Genomic DNA, 20,467 nt, shown 5'->3' with positions numbered 1-20,467 from the left:
GTCCTACTTTAATACACGTAAATAGACTTTTGATGCCGTGAAACATATTTATTATTCGTAACCCAGAAGCGCCATGGATAGTCCCGTGCTTCTTCAGACTTGTCAATTCCGATCCTTTTCCCGGCTGATATGCTATCCGGACTAAGGCCTTTAGCAATATATAATGGAGGATGCGTAAGAGTGTGGCCATAGTCCTCCATGGTAATGCCCAATGATTTTGTCAGTTTGCCCGGCCCATTTGTCAGGCTTCGCAAGTCTTCCAGCCCTCTCCTGTTTTTCATTATCTCGATACCATACCGAGGTTCCAAGGCGCGGATTAAAACCGCTTCAGGATTTTCTTTACCACCGCTAACCACATTGAATAGGCAGTGTGTATGCATTAAATAAGTATAGGTAAGGCCGGAACGTTGGAACATGACCTCGGTTCTAGTGGTCCGCCTATTATTATAACTGTGGGCAGCCCTGTCACCTGGACCTATGTAAGCCTCTGTTTCGACAATATAACCTGCCGCCATTCCCACACTAGTTTCTTTTACAAGGAGGCATCCGAGCAGAGCCTTTGCCAGTTCAAGAGTCGGCTGTTCATAAAATACTTGGGGTAATGGAACGATTTCTTCAGTTATTTCTCCCATGTTATATGCCTCCTTTTACGTTACTATTATAATGCTGACGAGTTCAATTTTTCTATACTTAACAAGTCTCAAGAGGAGCTCCAAATTCTGATACCCCTCCGGAATATTTAAGTGTTTGTATTCCAATAAAACAATAAAACCAAAAATCCGTCGCAGTGACGGATTTTTAGATTTATTTTGAGAAAATTCTAACCTGTCAGTCGCACAAAAACAGTACTTGCCAAAACATTTTCAAATTAGTGGTTTAGGATATTAATTTTATTTCTTCTAGACTATTAATATGTTCCCGAACTGGAGTAATTTCTGTTATAAGTTCATTTTTAAATATATGTTGTAACTCATTTTTCTTTTGTTTAGCTACAGTTAATTGATTAAGATCTGAAAAGAAAATGAATGATTGATTTTTAAATTGCTGACCTTTCCTAGAAGTTGGATCATGTAAGTCGAAAAACAACTCTAATAATTCATGATAAGATACTTTCCAGGGATCAAACCATATTTCTACTATATCTACATTTTTCCCTTTTAGGTGTCCTGTTTGAACAGATTCAATACCTCGAAATCCTGTAATAAAAGCTTTTTGACTAAAAAATTCACTTGCACCAAATACTGCTCTTTCCATTTAATTTCGCTCCTCCTGAGCGATAAACCTTTTATCCATTTAAAAAAACCTCTCTTGATTAAAAGAGAGGTTTGTATTGTTAAATACTCTCCTCTCATCTTTCAAAGGTAATACCTTTGCAGGAATTAGCACCGTTCAAGCCAAAATTTTGACTTGATGGTTGCCGGGTTTCACAGGGCCTGTCCCTCTACCACTCTGGATAAGAAGTTTATCGCTATTTATTTTTTAATGTTTAGTTGGTTTATTGTTACTAACAATACCACTCACTAATCTAAAAAATCAAGCAAAAATTTAAAATAATAACCCCATTGGACGATAAGAAGCATATTTTACTTTTATTTTACGCTAAATAACCAGATCTCCTCCTGCGAAGAAACCTGGCTAAATTATAATCACTTTATCACCGTCCACTCCACGTGGACAAATTGGGTAAACTGTCTTTCTTCGGTGTCAGGCACCATATAAAACAATATTATTACTCCACCACCATTATTTAATTCCGTACCAATATGTTGTGGAACCATAGTGGGCAGGGACATTGTTTTCCCAGCCGACTTCGATGCCGAATCTTGCGGATGTGTTGAATGAGACGGAGTCGCCGATTAGGAGTCGGTATGCTCCCGTACTGTCAAATTCTGTCCCAAAGGCATTGACTTCGTGGGCAGTGTTGCCGTTTAAGGGATTGGTGAAGGTTCCGCGGTTAAAGTACCAGCCTGATTCATAGAAATCTTCTGTTCCTGTTCCATGAATTTGCGGAAGGTTTGCTTCGTCTACATATACTCTTTCGTCACCTTCAAGATAATTCCGTGTAAAGTCTTTCCCCTCCATTGAATGGGAAACCCCAACAATTGTTCCTTTTCCAATGGTATTTAAGAAAGTCCAATCCTGACCGCCTGTCACTTCTCCCTTGTGAGAAGTCGTTCTGAAGTAAGCGGAAGTCGGGTTTGAACCTAAAGCCTTTGCCCACTGCCCTGACTTGGCAAATGTCACTTCGGCCTTACCGGCTGTAATTTCTTGCTCAGATCCATTATACAATTCAACCTTTGCTGACTTCTTATAAGGCATTGGCCACCAAGATGTATACCAGCCTTCCGGATTTGTATCCATAGAGAAGAATAACGATTTAACGTTATATTCACCAAAGGCAGACCCAAAGAATTCTCCAACTGGCGAGTCCACCATCAATTCCCCATCGAAAGTGATTCGTAGTCTGGCATTTTGCAGAACATCATCTGAAGCTGCAATAAGCTCTGAATCACCAGTGGGAGGATATTGGTAGTCTCTGACTCCCTGCCATTTTTGGTCTACAATTTGGTAATTGTGGGCTGCTTCATCATCCAGGGAGTTTGGACCAAGATCCATGACATCCGTTTGCACCCATTCACCATTCACCTTTGATTCAATGAAGTAACTGAATTCATTAAAATCAACGTCAGAGGAAACAAACTTATTTTTAATGGTGATATTTTCTTTTCCAGCTGTTAATTCGGCCGGAATTTCAATTGTTTGATCGAGCCAGCCCTGTCCGGCAGGAAGTGGCCCCCAAACGCCCGCATTCACTCCATCTACTAATAGATTAGCTTTTTGATTTCCAATCACTTTATCCAGCCGGCGGGTAATCCGCACCGCTTCGTTTTCAGGATTAACGGCAGCAGTAAATTCACTATAGCCTGTAAATGCACGTCCATCATCGATAACCCGCTTGCCAGGAGTCGGACCAATGATTTGCGGAATTTGCATACGAAGCTCTGAAATACTTCCAGGATTATTCAAATTTGCTAGTGTTACCTTTTCACCAGGAGCTAACTGGAAATCCTTTGCAACTTTTTTAGCCTTCTCCTGTTCTGGTTTTGGATCCTGAGTACCTGATTTCTTCAAAAGTTCAATGACATCTTCAGCTTTATCAGTTGGATCAAATGTTTTTACACCAACAGCATCGGAAAATGCTCGGTAAGTTACATGGTAAAAATATGGATTGTTAGTTGTAACTACTTTCATGCTCTCTTTATATGGCATTGGAATTTTAATATAGACACCGCCGGATGTTTGATCACCATTTGCGACTAATGGGAATAGAAATGGTGCTCCCAATTCTCCATTCACAACAGCCTGCAAAGATGCATCCACTACTGTTTTTCCATCCAAAACAATCTTAATGTTTCCTGTTCTGGTTACATCTCCGCCATCACGGGTAAACCAAATCGATTCGACTTCACCAGCGCCTTCACTTTCCGCAATAACACAGCCTTCTTCATCCTGGCGTAAGCAGGAGTAAGTCCCTTCAAAACCGTCATTATTTCCGCCGTTACGATCGTAGCTCGAAAATTGCTTTGTCTCAACACCACTTTTTAGCTCATGAAGTCGGTCAAGCTGTCTGTAAATATCCCAGCCTACCGTGCCTTTGTTGGTAGGGGCAGCTTCCGTATTACTTTTTCCAAAGGCTGCGACCGGCATTGCTAATAAAATGACAAGTACAACAAGAAATGGAACAGTAAATATTTTTCGTTGCTTATTCATTAATTCTCTCCTCATAATCTTTTATTTTCCGCCGAATTGCCTATACACCTGCTCGGCATTGTCCTTTGTAACCTCAATCGTATCAAGAATCACTGTTTTTTCTACTTCCTCTTTGTCTAAGAGAATTTTTATAGCGCTTTCAATTGCTTCCTTACCGCCAGTCGGATAAATATACGTTGCGGAAAGTCTTCCTTCCATTACCGCTTTAAGACCTCCATCCGGAGTTGGCAGTCCATCAATACCAATAAAGATCATTTCCTTCTCCCGCCCTGCATTTTTAGCTGCAATGTAGGCTCCTTCTGCTGCCGGATCGTTATGACCGTAAACAACATTGATATCTTTATTTGCCTGAAGGATATTTTCCATGACGGTAATCGCCTTATCTCTTAACCAATCAGCGTTTTGAGAAGCAATCACCTTAACATTCGGGTTGCTTGAAATCCCTTCTAAAAATCCGTCATGCCGTTCCTGCTGCGGTGTCGAACCTTCTAATCCTTTGATTTCTACAACCTTACCCCCTTTTTCCCCTAACACTTTTGCAACATACTCACCTGCTTTTTTACCTATTAACTTGTTGTCGCCACCAATGTATTGCGTATAAGCATCCCCTTCTACTTTACGGTCAAGCACAATGACAGGGATTCCCGCATCATAAGCTTTTTTTACAACTGCCGTTAATGGTTTTGCTTCGTTAGGAGAGATAATAAGCAAATCTACCTTTTGCTGGATAAAATTCTCTACATCAGCAATTTGCTTCGAGTTATCCTGAGCCGCATCTGCAAATACAACCTTTAGTTCCGGATGCTCATCTGCTGCAGCCTGAATCTGATCATTCATTGCTACACGCCATGGTTCCCCGAGATTGGCCTGAGACATCCCAATCAAAAATTCTTTTTTCTCCTCTCCCCCGCTCCCGCTATTTGCCGTACTCGAGGTGTTTTCAGAACTGTCGCTACAGGCTGCCAGCATCAGCGACAACAACAAGGCAAAGCTCAAGAACAACCATTTTTTTACATCAATTCTTCCATTACTCATTACTTTCACCCTTTCACTTTTATATTTACCTATTAATCTATTATTTGTTCGAATTCGCTTTTTGAAGGACAACGGCGACAATGATGATTGTACCCTTGACAACCATTTGCAGATTACTGTTAACATTCAAGAGTCCCAGCATATTATCGAGGACGCCAAGAATGAGAACACCAACGATGGTTCCGAAGATGGTTCCGATTCCTCCCATCAGGCTTGTACCGCCAATCGCAACTGCTGCAATGGCATTTAACTCGTAACCATTACCATCATTAGGAGATCCCTGGCTGAGCTGGGCTGCGTGAATAATTCCCGCAAAGGCTGATAGTAAGCCGCAAATAACGAATACAAGGATCTTGATTCGGTCTACTTTAAGCCCCGATAAATGCCCTGCTGTTTCATTACCGCCAATCGCATAAACGTACCGGCCAAACCGGGTAAATTTTAAAACAGTAAAAAAGATAATTGCGAGCAGGATAAAAATAATGGCTGGTACAGGAACACCATAAACCCTTTCGGCAAAAGTACTAAAAGCGGAAGGTGCCAAATTGGCTTCCTCACCGTATGTGATTGGAACACCAATACCGCCTGACCAAAAGCGGGCAATCCCCCTTGCAATACTCATCGTCGCCAATGTAACAATAAAGGATTGAATCGACAGCTTGGTGACAACGAGTCCATTTAGCCACCCAATTAGTGCACCCATTAATAAAACAATTATAAGCGTAAAGACCATTCCTAAATCCTTGTTCATCATCAGGTCGGCTGCTGCCGTTGCGGTCAGTCCGAGGATCGCACCAACCGATAAATCAATCCCGCCGATCAGGATAACTAGTGTCATACCTATTGCGATAATCCCATTTTCAGATACAGAGCGGACAATGTTTGCCAGATTAATAGGGTCAAGAAAAAGGTTCTCACCATTGCGGACACATAGGATCGATGCGAGAATTACCACCACAATTAAACCAAGAATGCTTTGAAATCGTTGAAGCCAGTATAAAATTTCCTTCAAATTAAATTTCGTCTGATATTGCTCTAAATTTGGCACAGGAGATTTCTCAGCTGACATGTTCCTCCCTCCTTTCTCTTAAAGTGGCCGCCATTAACAGTTTTTCCTGAGTTGCTTCTTCCTTGCTGAACTCTCCTGTGAGCTGCCCTTCACAGAAAGTCAGGATGCGATCCGACATCCCTAATACTTCTGGTAATTCAGAGGATATCATGATGATACTTACTCCCTGTGATGCAAGCCCGTTAATGAGGTGGTAGATTTCAGCTTTTGCCCCAACATCTATCCCCCGTGTCGGTTCATCCAGGAGCAAAATATCCGGCTTTGTCAGGAGCCATCTGCCGATGATCACCTTCTGCTGATTACCTCCGCTTAGCTGCTGCACCAAAGAATAAAAGCTGGGAGCCTTAATCTTTAAATCATCCATTTGTTTTTGCCAGGCATCCTTTTCCATCCGTTTATTCATCAACATGAACGGGCTGAATTGTTTTAATAGCGGGAGTGACATATTTTCGCCAATTGACCGGCTTGGAACAATCCCCTGGCCTTTCCGGTCCTCTGTAACAAAAGCAAGACCCTGTCTGATTGCGTCGATCGGGTTTTTGATATGGACCGCTTTTCCTTTTAAAAAGATCTCTCCTTTTGTACTCTTTGGGTGAACACCAAACAAGCATTCAAAAAATTCGGACCGTCCCGAACCCATTAGACCGGCAATTCCTAAAACCTCCCCCTTTTTTAAAGACATGGAGATATCAGTAAGACTCTTCTTATTTCTGGTGGTTGGGCTGAATGATAAATGCTGTACTCTTAAAATCTCCTCCCCAAGTCTGGATTCTCTTACCGGGTACATTTCCGTTAATGTTCTTCCTACCATCATCGTTATTAATTGATCCATATTCGTCTCTTCGGTGTTGACTGTACCTATGTACTGCCCGTCACGAAAAATGGTAATCCTGTCAGACAGCGCAAATATTTCATCCATTCGGTGTGAAATGTAAATGATGGCTACCCCTGATGCCGTCAGCTTTTTCATTACCTTGAATAGCTTTTGTGCTTCTGTATTGCTGAGGGCAGAAGTAGGCTCATCCATGATTAGTATTTTTGCTTCCATTGATATAGATTTTGCAATTTCAACCAGCTGTTGTTCGCCCACGCGTAATGTTTTTACCTGCTGTTTTGGGTTGACTTGCAGCTCTAATGCATCTAAATAGGGCTTTGCCAGCTCATACATTTTTCGATAATCAACAAAGCCAAATTTATTTCTTGGCTCCCTGGACAGAAAAATATTTTCGGCTATGGACAGCTCCGGTACAAGCTGCAGCTCTTGGTGAATTTTTGCAATCCCAAGCTTTCTCGCCTCCAAGGGTGATGTAATCTCGACTTTCTGCCCTTGAACGAATATATCCCCATCATCTTGGCTCAAAGCTCCATTTAAAATATTCATGAGTGTGGATTTTCCTGCACCATTCTCACCCATCAAAGCAAGCACTTCACCTTCTCTTAAATCAAGCTGTACATTAGCAAGCGCTTTCACAGGACCGAAGGTTTTTGAAATTCCCTTCACCTGAAGGACCATTTTACTTTTCAACTTCATCACCACCTTTTGCTATGGTTTCATTATAGATTTTTATAAAATCAAAGTATTTCTACTATTGCGCCATTTTTTATAGTTTTCTGAAAAGAATATCATAGTTGAAATAAAAAAGACTTGCAGGAAATATCTTTTTCCGTGCAAGCCACTTATCTTAATAATTTTATTTTGTTATTTTCTTGCTTTCGAGAGTAAGTCTTTTCGGTACATCCTTATTTTGTAAAATCTTCAGCGCGTATTGAACTGCTTCCCTACCGCCTGTGGGATACGTAAAGGTTCCTTGCAGGATCGATTTCTCCACTAATTCTAGACCACCATTTTTCCCTGGAAGTCCATCAATTCCAACAAACTGAATATCTTTTTTTTCGGCTGCCATTGCTGCCCGGTACGCTCCGAGCGCCATTGGATCATTATGAGCATAAACAAGGTCAATGTCCGAATGATTCCTTAAATACGTTCGAAATGTATTTTCCGCGTTGTCTCTCAGCCAATCTGCAACCAATGTTTTCACAATGACAATATTTGGATGACCCTTAATTTCATTCTTAAAGCCCTCACTTCGCTCCTGTGCAGGCAGTGAACCAGGCAGGCCAGAAATCTCAACAATATTTCCTCCCTTTTGTCCAAGCAATTGAGCGGCATATATTCCTGCCTTTTGACCGATTAATTTATTATTTGCACCAATAAACATCGTGTAATCATCACTGATAATATCGCGGTCAAGGATGATGACAGGGACCTTTTTGTATGCTTTACGGATGATGGGGGTTAAGGGCTCCGCTTCGTTAGGTGAAATGATAAGGAGGTCAATACCTAAACCAAGCAGCTTCTCTACATCGCTGATTTGTTTTTGGCTGCTTTGCCCGGCATCGGTAAAAATCACTTTTGCTCCTTCATGACGCGCTGCCTCCTTCTTAATCTCCTCATTCATCACTACACGCCATGGTTCTCCAAGATTTGCCTGCGACATGCCAATTAAATATTTTATTTCTCCCGTTTTTTCAGAATTTACTGGATAGACGCTGCAACCTGGCAGAAAAACCGACGTGCCCAATAAGTAAACACCAATAATCAATAAAATAAATGGCCTTTTCCACACTAGTGCCCTTTTCCTCCCTTTCGATATTCCAAGGGAGACAAGCCAAGCACCTTTTTAAATACAGTACTGAAATAATGCTGCCCCTTGTATCCAACCTTTTCGGCAACCTCATAAATCTTAACAGTAGGGTCATTCAAAAGCTTTATGGCATGCTGGATTCGTTTTTGAGATAAATAATCAATAAACGAAGCTCCTAAATCCTGTCGAAGCAATCTGCTTAAATATGCGGGGCTGATGCCGATTGCATCTGAGACTTCCTGGAGTGATAAATCAATTTTGTGAAAATGGGTATCAATATATTTTTTAGTCAAGGCCACTATCGGTGAATTGAATTGCTCATTTTCAATTACTCTCACCAGCTCTTCATATGCCCCACAAATCCCGGTAAGCCCTCCAACGGACTCCTTTGCTTCTACTACTATTGGAAATTCCAGGATACTCTCCACTTTTTCACTGATCATTTTCGGTAACTCTACCCACTCTGACCATGATTTATTTGGCAGGATTGCGACAATATAATCCTTCCGATCCCTGAAAACGAGGCATGGTTGCCAGGACTTTAGCAAGTCTGTAATAACGTTCTGTAAAGCAAATAAAGCAAGCTTCCTTTCCCATGTTTTATCTGCACCTGGCAAATGACTCTGTTCTGCAAGCTTAATAACCATTATTCCTTGGTTTCCTTCTGATAACGTGATATTTAAATAGTCCATTTGCTCTTGGATATCCGATTTCGAAATCGAGCCATTCATCCATTCATCAAGAAAGCGCTCTCTTAATAAAGGCAGATTTTTTTTTAGCTGCTCATTGGTCCATTCTGAATATTTTTTCTGTGTAGTCCGAAGTGTCAATTGTTCAATTGCCTTATGTAATACACTTTGTAATTGCTCCTGAACAATTGGTTTAAGCAAGTAATCAAATACACCGAGTTTGACCGCCTTCTGGGCATAAGTAAATTCGTCATATCCTGTAATCACCACCACAAAACAATCCGGGTTTATGTTTTGAACTTCTTGGATTAACTCCAGACCGTTTAAAAAAGGCATACATATATCAACAAGCATTAGCTGAGGTGAATGTTCTTTTACCATTTCCAATGCCATTTCTCCGTCCTCCGCAAGACCTACCACCTCAACCTCGATCTCTAAATGATCAATTAAGCGTGCAAGCCCGCGGCGGATTTTAGGTTCATCATCAGCGATTAGCATTTTCCACATATCGATCCCCTTCTCCAATAATAGGATGCCATATCTCAACTGTTGTTCCTTCACCTTCTTTACTTCTTATATGCAGACCATAGTCTTGCCCGAAAGTAAGCTGTATCCGTTCGTTAATATTAAATGACCCATACCCTGGTTTATCTGTTAATGGAATTCCATCAACGAACAGGTCCCTTAACTCTTCCAATCTTTTTGGAGAAATTCCGACGCCATTATCACTCACCATAAAAACAATTTTATCGTCTTCCTGTCTTGCGCTTATCCTGATCCTCCCTACCCCGCGTCGGGCTTTTATTCCGTGATAGATTGCATTTTCTACCAATGGCTGTAAAATCAGCTTTAACACAAGGAGATTTTCAATTTCTTTTTCAACTGTAATCTCATATTCTAGCTTTTCCTCATATCTTGCTTTTTGGATAATCAGGTAGCTGCGAATATGCTCCATCTCTTCCTTAACACTAACCATTTCTTTGCCTTTGTTTAATCCAATTCGGAACAAATTAGTTAACGCGGCAATCATCTTTACAATTTCATCATTCTTCTCCTCTATCGCCATCCACTGAATGGTGTCGAGCGTATTGTATAAAAAATGCGGTTTAATTTGTTCCTGTAAAACCCTTAATTCAGCTTCGCGCTTACCCTTTTGTTCTTTATAAACCATATCCACTAGGTTCCGGAGTTCGCCAATCATGTTATTAAAACTTTTACCCAATTCGGCAATCTCATCCTGTGATGGACTGTCAAAATGGACGTTTAGATCCCCTGCCTCGGCTTTTTTCATCAGCAGCTTAAGTCTTCCCACAGGTTTCACGATAGAATTGGTAAAAATGATTGCTGCACCCATACCAAATAACAGAGTAACAATACTGATCGCTATAGAGAAGTTTCGGACCTGTGTGACTTCCTTAAGGGTGTCATTAAGGGAAAAAACGCCAACGGTTTTCCATCCGGTAAAAACGGAGGCGCTTACTAGTATCTGAAAACGATTACCTAAAATATTCTTCACAATGTTATCATTCTCCTCCTCAAGCCATTCGGAGTTTACACGTTGGACAATCGGATTTACCGGTGCATAGACGACATCCCCTTTTGCATCGACAATATAGAGGAAGCCACTTTTTCCAAGGGTTACTCCGGTAACGGCTTTTTCAAGAACATCCAGTTTCAAGTCCACCATTATGACACCAAGGATGTTTTCTTTCAGGGGATCTTTTATTGCTTTCACAATAGATACTACTTGATCAGCACTGTAATTGACACGGTTTCTAATATTTCTCCCTATCGGGTTGCTATTAAGATGAAATTCGGAAGGTGTTTGAACGGCTTCGGTATACCACGATTCCTCTGTGAGCGGATCCTTTGAGGAGCGGTACATTTCGTTGCTAATATCTTTATCATCTTTATTTACGATCAGAATCCCGGCAATTTCCGGTTGATTACCTTGAACATTTGTCATTAATCGGCTAATTTCTCTTTCTGTAGCTTCCCTTTCACTTTCTGTCGAAGGCGTCTTATTCTGCAAAAACGTTATAACTTCGGGTTCATTGCCGAGAAACTTAATCATTGTTTCAACGTCTTTTATGTAAGATTCAGTATTAATCTGGACTTGTTCAATCATTTGTTCAGTATGTGTGGTTGCTTCATCTTCAATCGTTTTACTTGAAACCCAGTTGCCGAAAACCCCAAGTGTGGTAAAAGGCAGTAAAATAATCGTAATAAAATAGATTAATAGTTTTGTACGAAGACCTTTTCCAGAAAACATCTCATTCCCCCAAAAAAGTAAATCAACTAATTCTCATCCCTTTAAAACGCTCCAGACTTTTCATAATATTTTAACATATCCGGACGGGTTATATAAAGATAGCTGTGTATACTGTTTTAAAAATCCTGATGGGAAAATTAGCAGCACATTGTATTGCGAAAAGGTGATAAGGACAATACTAGAAGCGGAGAAAAACGGTATCCAGCTCAAAAAGTCAAAGTAAGAATTCATGGAACGTCTGATTCAGGAGGGTAAAATCGTGTTACAGGAGGAATGGTAATGACCAAAGATGAGGTTGTCAAACTATTAATACTAATCGAGTCGGTTTATCCTAACTGCATAATCAAGGATGAGACGATTCAGCAATGGTTCCAATATTGTTCTGAAATGGATTATGAACTGGTGATGGCGAAGCTGAAAAACCACATTAGAAAAAGTCCTTTTCCTCCGGCTATTGCTGACATTGCTGTATTCTCCTTTGCAGAAAATGATTTTCCAGTAACATTCAAGGAATGGATGAAGAAAGGACGGGAGAGAATTGAATGCGAACGTGACCATGCCCAACGAATTCCAATACCTGAATGGCTTGTCGAATATTCAACAAGAAAATCTGTTTGAAGTGGTAGGCATTCTTTTAGCAAATAACTCTTAAAGTGGAGAAATATAAGCACATGTGCCCTCTTTATTGAATAAGATGGGCGTGAGGGTGTGATTCGATGTTTAAAAGCACTAATGTTCAAGAAGATTTGCATGTGATTGCTTCTCTTCAAAGAGATCTTAATCTTGCTTCGGCTGCATTATTATTAACAGGTCAAATTACAATAATTGGTGTATTTGTAACACCTGGTGAATTTAGTGTTTCACTTAGTGGTCCCTTATTTGGCAGAACTCGACTTGAAGGGAAATATGGAAATTTGTTTGCTACCACCATGATTGACATAATAGATGTATTGATTGCCGTGCTTTTAATTATCGATGAAATTCGAGTGGTCAGCTCTGTGGTCGGACCAAGCAGATTTTCAATTAATGTCAGCGGTCCCATTTTTGGTGCTCCGAAATATGAACCAACTCTGCCCGTTCTAAAGAAAAGTTTTCATTTCTTTCGTAAAATTGTTTCAAGGCATTTTGAGGTGGATCCCATTATTTTTAGAAATAGTTAAGGAGTGAGAGTATATGTCCCTGACTGATTTTCCAACGATTAAACCTACAGATAGTCAAGTTTTTGTTATTGCACTGTCTATCATTCTCTTTATTTTCTTTTTTACAGAGAGAAAAGAAAGTGACGCTCAACAGATGGATTAATCCTTGTTGCTATAGTGTATGTATAAGAGCCTAAATTGGTTAAGAGCCTGAAAGATGAGAACCTGATTGTTAATCGATCATGGCCTATGGGGACTGAATAGATTTTTAAGCATATAGTATAGGGAATTGAAGAAAAAGAGGTGGGACATCCTTGGATAATAAACAAATCGTGCATCATATGGACACAGGTATCATCAGCGAAAACGGAAATATTAATATCGGCTCCACGGTTCAAAATAGTCATACCGCCAACAAGAAAGTGGCGGGAGCTGCTTTTACCTTTGGAGATTGTTCAAATATCTTTCAGCTTCATAACCAAACGATTGTAGATGACATTAACAAGGAAGAACAAAGTGAAATTCCTGAATAAAAACTTATTTTAACCAAATGTAAAAAATGGGCATATATATATAACCAACGACAAGTTGGGAGGAGAGAACATGCCCACCAATATAAATATATATAGTATAAAAATCAACAATATATCTAATAACGGCTCTTTAAATATAGGAGATGCTCTCCATAATGCACCTACTGCCAACACAAAATCACAAGGGGTTAACTCCTCATACGGAGATACCTCACCAACTACCTCAGGTATGGAAAATGTATTCATCGATCCAGATATAAATGATCAAGGAGACATTGCAAATCCAGCTAATGTAAACTCCAAGCAGATATAAGGGTTTTCGTTTTCAATGAAAGGAGTTTTAAGATGCCCTACTTTATAAATATTTTCAACATTAAGACGAATGGAATTACCCAAAATGGGAATTTTGATATTGGAGCAACGATTCACAATAGTCATACAGCAAATACAAAATTTATTGGGGCTAATTTTTCATTTGGGGATGTGTCTCCTTCTTATTCCTTAATGGGCAATAGCAATATTGACCCCGATATTAGTGATCAAGACCAAATTGCAAATCCTTCACTTCCAATAAGTAACCAATTCTAAAGTCACCTTCTTGAGTAGCTGTCCCTCCCAAAAGTTAAGGACAGCTATTTTAATACTTAGGAAAAGCTGTAAGGGGGAAGCCTGATGGATTTTGAAAAAATTAAACAATGGATGGAAATTACACAAAAGTATCAAAACGGAAAGTTTTGGGAGATGGTTTTGGATGAGCATCGCACTGATGATCTAGAGGATGTTGAGGGAGGTAATGTAAATACCAAGGAAAATCCTCCATTGATAAAATATCCAAAGACTGATATTTATCAAACAGAAACAGATATCATCCTCTTATTAGAGATACCAGGAGCTATTAAAGAAGATATTTCTTTATCGGTTTCTGGTACGAAACTTACGCTAAGAGGTCTATTGCGGCCTCCAATGATTCAAGGTGTGACCATAAAGAATGAACGAAAATATGGGGAATTCGAAAGGAACATCGATTTACCGGAACCCGTTGATAGTAAAGAAATCTTTGCAAGGTTTGAAAATGGACTTCTAATCATTAGTTATAAAAGAAGATATACAAGGGAAGAGACAATCATGATTCGTTGACTAAGGTGTGGTGAGTATTATGCCTTTAAAAGGGAATAAATATCCACAGGATGTTTATAAAAGAATAGAAGCATTAGAAAATCATATAACAAAAATGAATACGGTAGAGGTATATCTGAAACAAGTGATGCAGCTGGAAAAGCAGCCAGGGTTAATGAATAGGAGCGATATTTCAATAGGGGAACGCATTAGTACAGACTCAGTCAAAAGCTTGGAAAAAAAGCTTTTAATCTTCGTACAAGAAACGATCAAAGGACAATTAGAACCAATACAGAATTCGATAAACAACTTATCTAAACGTATTTCCAATTTCGAGCATCGTATATCCACAATAGAGAAAATGTACCCTGAAAACATGGATACGAAAGAAACGGAAATAAAAGATAATGAACCAAATGCTAAAGAATGGCCGGTTGTTTATCAGGAATTCAAGGTAGAAAAATTATATATTGATAAATATGAACAGGTCAATAATCTAGGAAACTTAGGAATTAGAGAACTAAACGGACATTTAAATATTGGCCCAACCTTTGGTAACGGTTCTATCCCAAAGGAACTTGTTACAGAATTGATAGGGGAATTCGATTTACTGAAGGAAAAATTAGAAAAATACAACGATGTACAGGAACAAGGAAAGGATAGCATGGACAGCAAAGGTAACAAGGAGGTTCATAAAAATTGATGGGCCCAACCAAAAATCATACACGGTTAAAGCTGGGGGTTATTCATGGACACTAAGTGTTTTAGAATAAGGTTTCTCAATTACAAAGGCACAACTAGCAAAAATCCACTAGTTGTGCCTTATTGCGCACAAAACCCTCACCCGCTGAGATTGAAATAATGAGCACCTTTAAACAGTTTTATTTAGCCAATCAATATTTTTTCTTCTGCATATCTTACTTTTGCATCGTTCTTTTTCACCAAAAGCGCAAAAGCCATGGTTAAAGGACCAAGCCTTCCAATAAACATCATGATTGTGATTAAAACTCTACCTACTGGTGTTAAATCTCCGGTTAATCCTGCAGATAAACCAACTGTCCCAAATGCTGAAATCGTTTCAAAAAGAATGGAACTCATATCCGCTTTTTCCGTATAAGTAAGTAAAAAGAAGATAATAAAGATAAAAAAGATAGCAATGACCCCAATTGACAATGATTTATTCACCAATCGCCATGAAATTCTTCTTTTAAAAATATTGACATCATCTCTATTTGTAAGGACCGCCCAAAAAGCAAATATAATAATAGCGAAAGTCGTTACTTTTATTCCTCCCCCAGTCGATCCTGACGAGGCACCAATAAACATTAGAACCATTGTAAAAACCTTGGAAGATAGTGTCATTTGTCCTATATCAATCGTATTAAAACCAGCTGTACGGGGGACAACTCCTTGAAAATACGAGGCCCATAGTTTATCTTCTAACCCTAGCTTTCCAATGGTAGCTGGATTATGAAATTCTGAAACCAAAATAATCAATGTGCCAACAATATTGAGTATGAGGGTTACCAGTAAAGCTATCTTTGAATGAAGAGACAGCTTTCGCAACGATTTTTTTTGCCATATATCCAATATTACGGTAAATCCAATTCCACCAGTAATAAAAAGAAAAGTAATGACAATATTTATGGTAGGATCTCCCACCCATTTACTCAAACTGTCCGGCTCCAGTCCAAAACCAGCATTATTAAATGAAGATATGGAATGAAAGATTCCGTAATAGATGGCTTTCCCCCACGTCATTTCAAAGGACCATCGAATCGCTAAAATAAGTGCACATAGACCTTCAACAATCAAGGTAATACGGATAATTCGTAATACCAGATGGACAACTCCTGATAGTGTAACAACATTCAACGAATCTTGGAGCAGAAGCCGTTCTTTTAATCCAATTTTCTTACCTAGGATGATAAACATAAAGATGGCAATAGTCATAATTCCCCATCCGCCAAATTGGATTAATACCAGCAGGACAATTTGCCCAAATAAAGTAAAAGTTGTTCCTGTATCCACTACGGCTAGTCCTGTTACGCATACTGCAGATGTTGCCTCAAATAAGGCATCAATGAAATTGAGTCCGCGTCCTTCTTCTACTGTTGAAATAGGCAGCATTAACAAGAGGGTGCCAACCAATATTAGGCTGCCAAAGCCGAGTACAAGGATTTGGGCAGGATGTAGTTTTATTAGATTACCTTTTCTTTTTAATAACCTCACTATAAATTCTCCTTACAAGGTCCATAGGTTCTAGTCCCTTATCAAAAATTAGTTTACTTTTAAGGTAATTGGACAGCCGATTTAATCAATTTCCGAGAATTTCTGCAAGTCCTCATTTCCCCCAATCACAATCATGATATCACCTGATTTTAGTGCCCTTTCTGGGTTTGGAAGGATGTCCATTTTATCGCTATTCTTGATAGCAATGACTGTAATATTATAATTTGCTCTTAAATTCAGATTACGAAGATTCTGTCCATTCATACTCTCCGGTACTTTGATTTCTTCCATGCTGTAGTCCTCAGCCAACTCAATAAAATTAAGGACATTAGGCGAGGCCATTAACAAATTGGCCACCCTTTCACCCATATCTTTTTCAGGATAAATGACCCTGTCAGCTCCAACCTTATTTAAAACTTTGCCATGACTTTTATTGACTGCCTTTGCAACTACATGCTTTACTCCCAATTCTTTAAGTAAAAGTACGGTTAAAATACTTGCCTGAATATCATCCCCAATGGCTACAATCACCGTATCAAAATTTCTAATTCCGACCTCTTTAAGAGTCTGCTCATCCGTAGTATCACCAATTATTGCATGGGTTACAGAATCTTGATTGTTTTCAATGTTCTCTTCTCTTTTATCAATTGCCAGCACTTCATTTCCTTCTTTAAAAAGAGACAAGGCAACACTGGAGCCAAATCTCCCCATGCCAATGACAGCATATTGTTTCGACATCATTCATACCACCTTTAGAATTATATCTTTGTTCACCGAGAATGGATCCAGAGTAATAATAATTTAGGAATCTGCGGTGTAAATTTAGAGTACTTCTTTACATTAAATACCTTATATAAACATAAATCGTGGAAATAAGAATGGAAACGAGCATTATCGGGAAACCAATTATTAAATACTTCACAAAGGAAATATGGTGTCCTTCCTTGGAAGCAATTCCGGCTACAATCAAGTTTGCACTTGCCCCAATCAAAGTCCCATTTCCCCCTAAGCAAGCACCCAGTGACAAACTCCACCAAAGAGGATTTAAATCAGTTATCCCCATCTTTCCCATCTCTTTTATCATGGGAATCATTGTTGCGACAAAAGGAATATTATCAACAAAAGCGGAAATAATGGCACTCATCCATAAAATAAGCATAGTTGTCGCTGTTAGTTCTCCTCCCGTCAAGGAGATCGCTTTTTTTGCAAAAGCAGCAATTAATCCCGTATCAACCAGTCCGCCAACAATGACAAATAATCCAATAAAAAAGAAAAGAGTCGTCCATTCAATGGATTCAAAAGCTTGCTCCAAATATTTTTCCCCTGTAAATAAAAGGAGAAAGAATGCACCAATTAAAGCAATAGTAGCTGTTTCAATATGTATAAACTGGTGGAGAAAAAAACCTCCAATGGTGAGTACAATAATAAACAAACATTTTTTTAATAATGGAGGGTTTTTTAAGGCATCACCGGGATTTTGAGCTAATAAATGCTGGATTAAATCATCAGTTGTTTTTAAATGTTTTCTGTAAAGGATTGTAAAAATAAAAATAGTTACGATAAAGATAATAGCAATGACAGGTGCAAGATTGTTAATAAACGAAAGAAAAGTTAACTCCTTAACTGCACTTCCCATCATAATATTAGGAGGATCACCAATCATCGTGGCGGTTCCACCAATATTGGAAGCAAATATTTCCGAAATAAAATATGGGATGGGATTCACTTTTAATTGGTTAGTAATGCTTAGTGTAACGGGAACAACAAGAAGCACTGTGGTAACGTTATCGAGAAAAGCGGAAGCAAAAGCTGTAAATAAACTTAATACAACCAAAATCTTTATTGGATCTCCTTTTACTTTCTGGGCCAGCCAAACTGCAATAAACTGGAAAACCCCCGTCTCAGCTGTGATTCCGACAATAATCATCATCCCCACTAACAGCCCAATGGTATTGAAATCAATGTGGTGGATTGCATTCTCCTGATCTAATACACCGAAGGCAATCAATAATAGCCCACCAAACATGGATATAATCGTTCTGTGTATCTTTTCTGATATTATTATTGCGTAGGTAAGAAGAAAAATAATTAGCGCAATTAATTCCTGTGATTCCAAATAACGAACACTCCTTTATCCAACATTCAACATATTGATTTTTAATACAATCATAGGTTTTACACAAATTCGAAAATTTATCAAGAATATTCAACTACACTGTGGCTATCCCCCCCCCCTCAAAAAAACCACCCTCATATCAGGTGGTTCTCAGGAGCCTTTAATTAATCCTTATAAATTTCAAAATAACTAATTGCATCATCTGGTAAGACAAACATTTTGTATTTCATCCTATACCATTTTCGATATGAACAGGAATAATTTGGGTAATGCTCTTTGAGTTTACTAAAACAATCCTAAATAATAGGCTATAGCGAAAGGAGTTTGAATGATTTTTAATTTCCTCAGGTACATTAAATAAAAATTGAATGGTTTGTGTTTTATTAGGTAAACAATCATGGGAACACAATACGGTATAACTATTTAGAGTTTCCTCTTTATTAGAATTAATTTCTGTACTAATTAAATCAATATCATATCTTTTTATTTTATTTTTCAATAAGCTGCCCTTGACCTCTAATGTACCGTTAATATTGCTGCCAGCCTCATACACTTTTTTATCTAAATGTATACTTGTTTTGGGCATAACAATATTCATTTTCATCATATAATCATTCAACATCATTTTATTCCCCTATTTTAGTTATTTTTATGAGGTAACTCCATCTATTTTGAAATGAATGGACTGTAAAACTAAAAATAGACCAATGTTTACCTTTTCCAAGATTGAAAACAAAGTCCTATTAATGGCTATATCAAAATTAATAGACAGCCAAACAACCTTTGCTAATCAATGTAATTGGAGAAAAAGTAAACATGGTCTACCTAACACCCAGCAAGCATGATTGCCCTCTTTGTGTTCTGTCTTCCAAGCAGCTTCTTCAAAAAATAGGCACAAATAAAAGACCTACTTTATTATTCAGGCTGCTCTCTTGCTACATAAAGTGCTTATGGAACAAAAAAACCTCCTAAAACAGGTGGTCTTTAGACCTCCTTCGCTTTAGCCGACGAAGTTAGCTGACGGGTAGGATGGCGAAAGAGTTTCTCATCCCTTCTGTGTTTACAGAATTAACCCCACATAAAATGGTTCCTCCGTTCCTGAGCTGTCTCAGGATTAGGCCGATATATATTAAGTTATTATTTCATCATGAGACTATGTTATTCCTGAACATTTTATTTGTAAACAGTTAATTTTACTCAAAAACGGTTAAATTCTATTATAATTTAATAAAAATATCCTGTTTCCTCTTGTTTTCTTTTACTTTTACGTTTTTATATGTATTAAACCAAAATGAATATAAAAAAATCCCCTGTCATTGAGTAATGGTAAACTTGTAAGTTTCTATTGACATTTTAATAAATACAAAAGTAAGATAATGTCCATAAAGTTAAAAAGTTACAATTCATTTATACGGGGGTAAAGAATGCCTTGTTCTAAAAAGAAACTGGAAGCGGAGATCAGCTCAGCCTTTATAAAATTTCAAAGAGAATTACTTGGTCGTGGTCCTCAAGAGGCAAAGACATATATTGTTCAAGATATGGTAATAACTAGATTCAAAGGAGTATTAACTACAGAGGAAAAACATCTAGTTACCCATGACACAGGAAGAAGATTGGTTAAAAAAATGAGACAAGTGCTTCGTGAAATGTACAGCAATGAATTTGAAAAGATTGTGGAAAACCTGACTGAATGTAAAGTCCTCTCCAGTCATAGTGATATAAGCACAAAAATGGGAGAGAGAATTGAAGTATTCATTGTTGATAAAGATTTAGAAAAGATTTTAGTAGAGTAGTTCATTACTAATTTATTAATATATGTTAATTGAAAGAAGGCACCTTTTTTATGAATT

General features: G+C 38.5%; 22 protein-coding genes and 2 riboswitches. Of the genes, 9 read left to right on the top strand and 13 right to left on the bottom strand.

Features of this window, described 5'->3' with window-relative positions; all coding sequences use genetic code 11:
• Positions 1-8: 8 nt before the first annotated feature.
• The 9 genes from ACJ004_RS04035 to ACJ004_RS03995 all read right to left on the bottom strand — a co-directional run bounded on the left by ACJ004_RS04035 (position 9) and on the right by ACJ004_RS03995 (position 11,481).
• Positions 9-632, bottom strand: coding sequence for a DNA-3-methyladenine glycosylase (locus tag ACJ004_RS04035; protein WP_410891223.1), 624 nt, complete (start codon positions 630-632; stop codon positions 9-11).
• Positions 633-876: 244 nt separating this feature from the next.
• Complete coding sequence (locus ACJ004_RS04030; protein WP_410891222.1) at positions 877-1,254, bottom strand: peptide-methionine (S)-S-oxide reductase; 378 nt, start codon at positions 1,252-1,254, stop codon at positions 877-879.
• A 91-nt stretch (positions 1,255-1,345) separates the two neighbouring features.
• A riboswitch (SAM riboswitch) is annotated at positions 1,346-1,460 on the bottom strand.
• A 283-nt stretch (positions 1,461-1,743) separates the two neighbouring features.
• Positions 1,744-3,771: a glycoside hydrolase family 172 protein gene (locus ACJ004_RS04025; protein WP_410891221.1), complete on the bottom strand. Its 2,028-nt coding sequence runs from the start codon at positions 3,769-3,771 to the stop codon at positions 1,744-1,746.
• A gap of 21 nt (positions 3,772-3,792) precedes the next feature.
• Positions 3,793-4,806, bottom strand: a complete 1,014-nt coding sequence (locus tag ACJ004_RS04020; protein ID WP_410891220.1) for a substrate-binding domain-containing protein — start codon at positions 4,804-4,806, stop codon at positions 3,793-3,795.
• A 40-nt stretch (positions 4,807-4,846) separates the two neighbouring features.
• Entirely contained in the window at positions 4,847-5,875 is a 1,029-nt protein-coding gene (locus ACJ004_RS04015; RefSeq protein ID WP_410891219.1) for an ABC transporter permease, read from the bottom strand.
• Positions 5,865-7,400, bottom strand: a complete 1,536-nt coding sequence (locus ACJ004_RS04010; protein ID WP_410891218.1) for a sugar ABC transporter ATP-binding protein — start codon at positions 7,398-7,400, stop codon at positions 5,865-5,867. Before ACJ004_RS04010 ends, ACJ004_RS04015 begins: the two co-directional genes overlap by 11 nt.
• Positions 7,401-7,566: 166 nt before the next feature.
• A complete protein-coding gene (locus ACJ004_RS04005; RefSeq protein ID WP_410891217.1) occupies positions 7,567-8,502 on the bottom strand; it encodes a substrate-binding domain-containing protein in 936 nt (311 codons plus the stop codon).
• Positions 8,502-9,716 carry a response regulator transcription factor gene (locus tag ACJ004_RS04000; protein ID WP_410891216.1) on the bottom strand — a complete coding sequence of 405 codons (1,215 nt, stop codon included), beginning with the start codon at positions 9,714-9,716 and terminating at the stop codon, positions 8,502-8,504. Before ACJ004_RS04000 ends, ACJ004_RS04005 begins: the two co-directional genes overlap by 1 nt.
• Positions 9,694-11,481 carry a cache domain-containing sensor histidine kinase gene (locus tag ACJ004_RS03995; protein WP_410891215.1) on the bottom strand — a complete coding sequence of 596 codons (1,788 nt, stop codon included), beginning with the start codon at positions 11,479-11,481 and terminating at the stop codon, positions 9,694-9,696. Before ACJ004_RS03995 ends, ACJ004_RS04000 begins: the two co-directional genes overlap by 23 nt.
• A gap of 279 nt (positions 11,482-11,760) precedes the next feature.
• Between ACJ004_RS03995 and ACJ004_RS03990 the strand changes: the two genes are divergently transcribed.
• From ACJ004_RS03990 to ACJ004_RS03955, 8 genes are all read left to right on the top strand, one after another.
• Positions 11,761-12,099 (top strand): hypothetical protein, encoded by a 339-nt coding sequence (locus ACJ004_RS03990; protein WP_410891214.1) that lies wholly within the window; start codon positions 11,761-11,763, stop codon positions 12,097-12,099.
• A 98-nt stretch (positions 12,100-12,197) separates the two neighbouring features.
• Positions 12,198-12,641, top strand: a complete 444-nt coding sequence (locus ACJ004_RS03985) for a hypothetical protein (RefSeq protein ID WP_410891213.1) — start codon at positions 12,198-12,200, stop codon at positions 12,639-12,641.
• A 13-nt stretch (positions 12,642-12,654) separates the two neighbouring features.
• Entirely contained in the window at positions 12,655-12,783 is a 129-nt protein-coding gene (locus ACJ004_RS03980) for a hypothetical protein (protein WP_410891212.1), read from the top strand.
• Positions 12,784-12,934: 151 nt separating this feature from the next.
• Positions 12,935-13,153 carry a spore germination protein gene (locus ACJ004_RS03975; RefSeq protein WP_410891211.1) on the top strand — a complete coding sequence of 73 codons (219 nt, stop codon included), beginning with the start codon at positions 12,935-12,937 and terminating at the stop codon, positions 13,151-13,153.
• A gap of 70 nt (positions 13,154-13,223) precedes the next feature.
• On the top strand, positions 13,224-13,466 hold the full coding sequence (locus ACJ004_RS03970; RefSeq protein WP_410891210.1) for a spore germination protein: 243 nt from the start codon (positions 13,224-13,226) through the stop codon (positions 13,464-13,466).
• Between the two features lie 32 nt (positions 13,467-13,498).
• On the top strand, positions 13,499-13,741 hold the full coding sequence (locus ACJ004_RS03965) for a spore germination protein (RefSeq protein WP_410891209.1): 243 nt from the start codon (positions 13,499-13,501) through the stop codon (positions 13,739-13,741).
• A gap of 84 nt (positions 13,742-13,825) precedes the next feature.
• A complete protein-coding gene (locus ACJ004_RS03960) occupies positions 13,826-14,290 on the top strand; it encodes an Hsp20/alpha crystallin family protein (protein WP_410891208.1) in 465 nt (154 codons plus the stop codon).
• A gap of 19 nt (positions 14,291-14,309) precedes the next feature.
• The gene (locus ACJ004_RS03955; protein ID WP_410891207.1) at positions 14,310-14,972 is read left to right on the top strand and encodes a hypothetical protein; all 663 of its coding nucleotides are present in this window, start codon (positions 14,310-14,312) and stop codon (positions 14,970-14,972) included.
• A 182-nt stretch (positions 14,973-15,154) separates the two neighbouring features.
• Here the strand turns inward: ACJ004_RS03955 and ACJ004_RS03950 are convergent, their stop codons facing one another.
• From ACJ004_RS03950 to ACJ004_RS03935, 4 genes are all read right to left on the bottom strand, one after another.
• On the bottom strand, positions 15,155-16,501 hold the full coding sequence (locus ACJ004_RS03950) for a TrkH family potassium uptake protein (RefSeq protein WP_486348383.1): 1,347 nt from the start codon (positions 16,499-16,501) through the stop codon (positions 15,155-15,157).
• An 81-nt stretch (positions 16,502-16,582) separates the two neighbouring features.
• The gene (locus tag ACJ004_RS03945; RefSeq protein WP_410891206.1) at positions 16,583-17,239 is read right to left on the bottom strand and encodes a potassium channel family protein; all 657 of its coding nucleotides are present in this window, start codon (positions 17,237-17,239) and stop codon (positions 16,583-16,585) included.
• A 97-nt stretch (positions 17,240-17,336) separates the two neighbouring features.
• Complete coding sequence (locus ACJ004_RS03940; RefSeq protein ID WP_410891205.1) at positions 17,337-18,617, bottom strand: ArsB/NhaD family transporter; 1,281 nt, start codon at positions 18,615-18,617, stop codon at positions 17,337-17,339.
• A gap of 226 nt (positions 18,618-18,843) precedes the next feature.
• Complete coding sequence (locus ACJ004_RS03935; protein ID WP_410891204.1) at positions 18,844-19,239, bottom strand: hypothetical protein; 396 nt, start codon at positions 19,237-19,239, stop codon at positions 18,844-18,846.
• Between the two features lie 365 nt (positions 19,240-19,604).
• Positions 19,605-19,748, bottom strand: a riboswitch (cyclic di-AMP (ydaO/yuaA leader).
• Positions 19,749-20,041: 293 nt separating this feature from the next.
• Between ACJ004_RS03935 and ACJ004_RS03930 the strand changes: the two genes are divergently transcribed.
• Positions 20,042-20,410 carry a Na-translocating system protein MpsC family protein gene (locus ACJ004_RS03930; RefSeq protein ID WP_410891203.1) on the top strand — a complete coding sequence of 123 codons (369 nt, stop codon included), beginning with the start codon at positions 20,042-20,044 and terminating at the stop codon, positions 20,408-20,410.
• The last annotated feature ends 57 nt before the right edge of the window (positions 20,411-20,467 follow it).

The sequence above is a fragment of the Neobacillus sp. 204 genome, assembly GCF_046562815.1.
Lineage (GTDB): Bacteria > Bacillota > Bacilli > Bacillales > Cytobacillaceae > Neobacillus.
This window is presented reverse-complemented; position numbering and strand designations above follow the sequence as displayed.

Excerpts from the sequence above, each read along its gene's own strand:
- ACJ004_RS04035 (WP_410891223.1), bottom strand. The coding sequence starts at position 632 with ATGGGAGAAATAACTGAAGAAATCGTTCCATTACCCCAAGTATTTTAT.
- ACJ004_RS04030 (WP_410891222.1), bottom strand. The coding sequence starts at position 1,254 with ATGGAAAGAGCAGTATTTGGTGCAAGTGAATTTTTTAGTCAAAAAGCT.
- ACJ004_RS04025 (WP_410891221.1), bottom strand. The coding sequence starts at position 3,771 with ATGAATAAGCAACGAAAAATATTTACTGTTCCATTTCTTGTTGTACTT.
- ACJ004_RS04020 (WP_410891220.1), bottom strand. The coding sequence starts at position 4,806 with ATGAGTAATGGAAGAATTGATGTAAAAAAATGGTTGTTCTTGAGCTTT.
- ACJ004_RS04015 (WP_410891219.1), bottom strand. The coding sequence starts at position 5,875 with ATGTCAGCTGAGAAATCTCCTGTGCCAAATTTAGAGCAATATCAGACG.
- ACJ004_RS04000 (WP_410891216.1), bottom strand. The coding sequence starts at position 9,716 with ATGTGGAAAATGCTAATCGCTGATGATGAACCTAAAATCCGCCGCGGG.
- ACJ004_RS03995 (WP_410891215.1), bottom strand. The coding sequence starts at position 11,481 with ATGTTTTCTGGAAAAGGTCTTCGTACAAAACTATTAATCTATTTTATT.
- ACJ004_RS03990 (WP_410891214.1), top strand. The coding sequence starts at position 11,761 with ATGACCAAAGATGAGGTTGTCAAACTATTAATACTAATCGAGTCGGTT.
- ACJ004_RS03985 (WP_410891213.1), top strand. The coding sequence starts at position 12,198 with ATGTTTAAAAGCACTAATGTTCAAGAAGATTTGCATGTGATTGCTTCT.
- ACJ004_RS03980 (WP_410891212.1), top strand. The coding sequence starts at position 12,655 with ATGTCCCTGACTGATTTTCCAACGATTAAACCTACAGATAGTCAAGTT.
- ACJ004_RS03970 (WP_410891210.1), top strand. The coding sequence starts at position 13,224 with ATGCCCACCAATATAAATATATATAGTATAAAAATCAACAATATATCT.
- ACJ004_RS03965 (WP_410891209.1), top strand. The coding sequence starts at position 13,499 with ATGCCCTACTTTATAAATATTTTCAACATTAAGACGAATGGAATTACC.
- ACJ004_RS03960 (WP_410891208.1), top strand. The coding sequence starts at position 13,826 with ATGGATTTTGAAAAAATTAAACAATGGATGGAAATTACACAAAAGTAT.
- ACJ004_RS03955 (WP_410891207.1), top strand. The coding sequence starts at position 14,310 with ATGCCTTTAAAAGGGAATAAATATCCACAGGATGTTTATAAAAGAATA.
- ACJ004_RS03945 (WP_410891206.1), bottom strand. The coding sequence starts at position 17,239 with ATGTCGAAACAATATGCTGTCATTGGCATGGGGAGATTTGGCTCCAGT.
- ACJ004_RS03935 (WP_410891204.1), bottom strand. The coding sequence starts at position 19,239 with ATGTTGAATGATTATATGATGAAAATGAATATTGTTATGCCCAAAACA.
- ACJ004_RS03930 (WP_410891203.1), top strand. The coding sequence starts at position 20,042 with ATGCCTTGTTCTAAAAAGAAACTGGAAGCGGAGATCAGCTCAGCCTTT.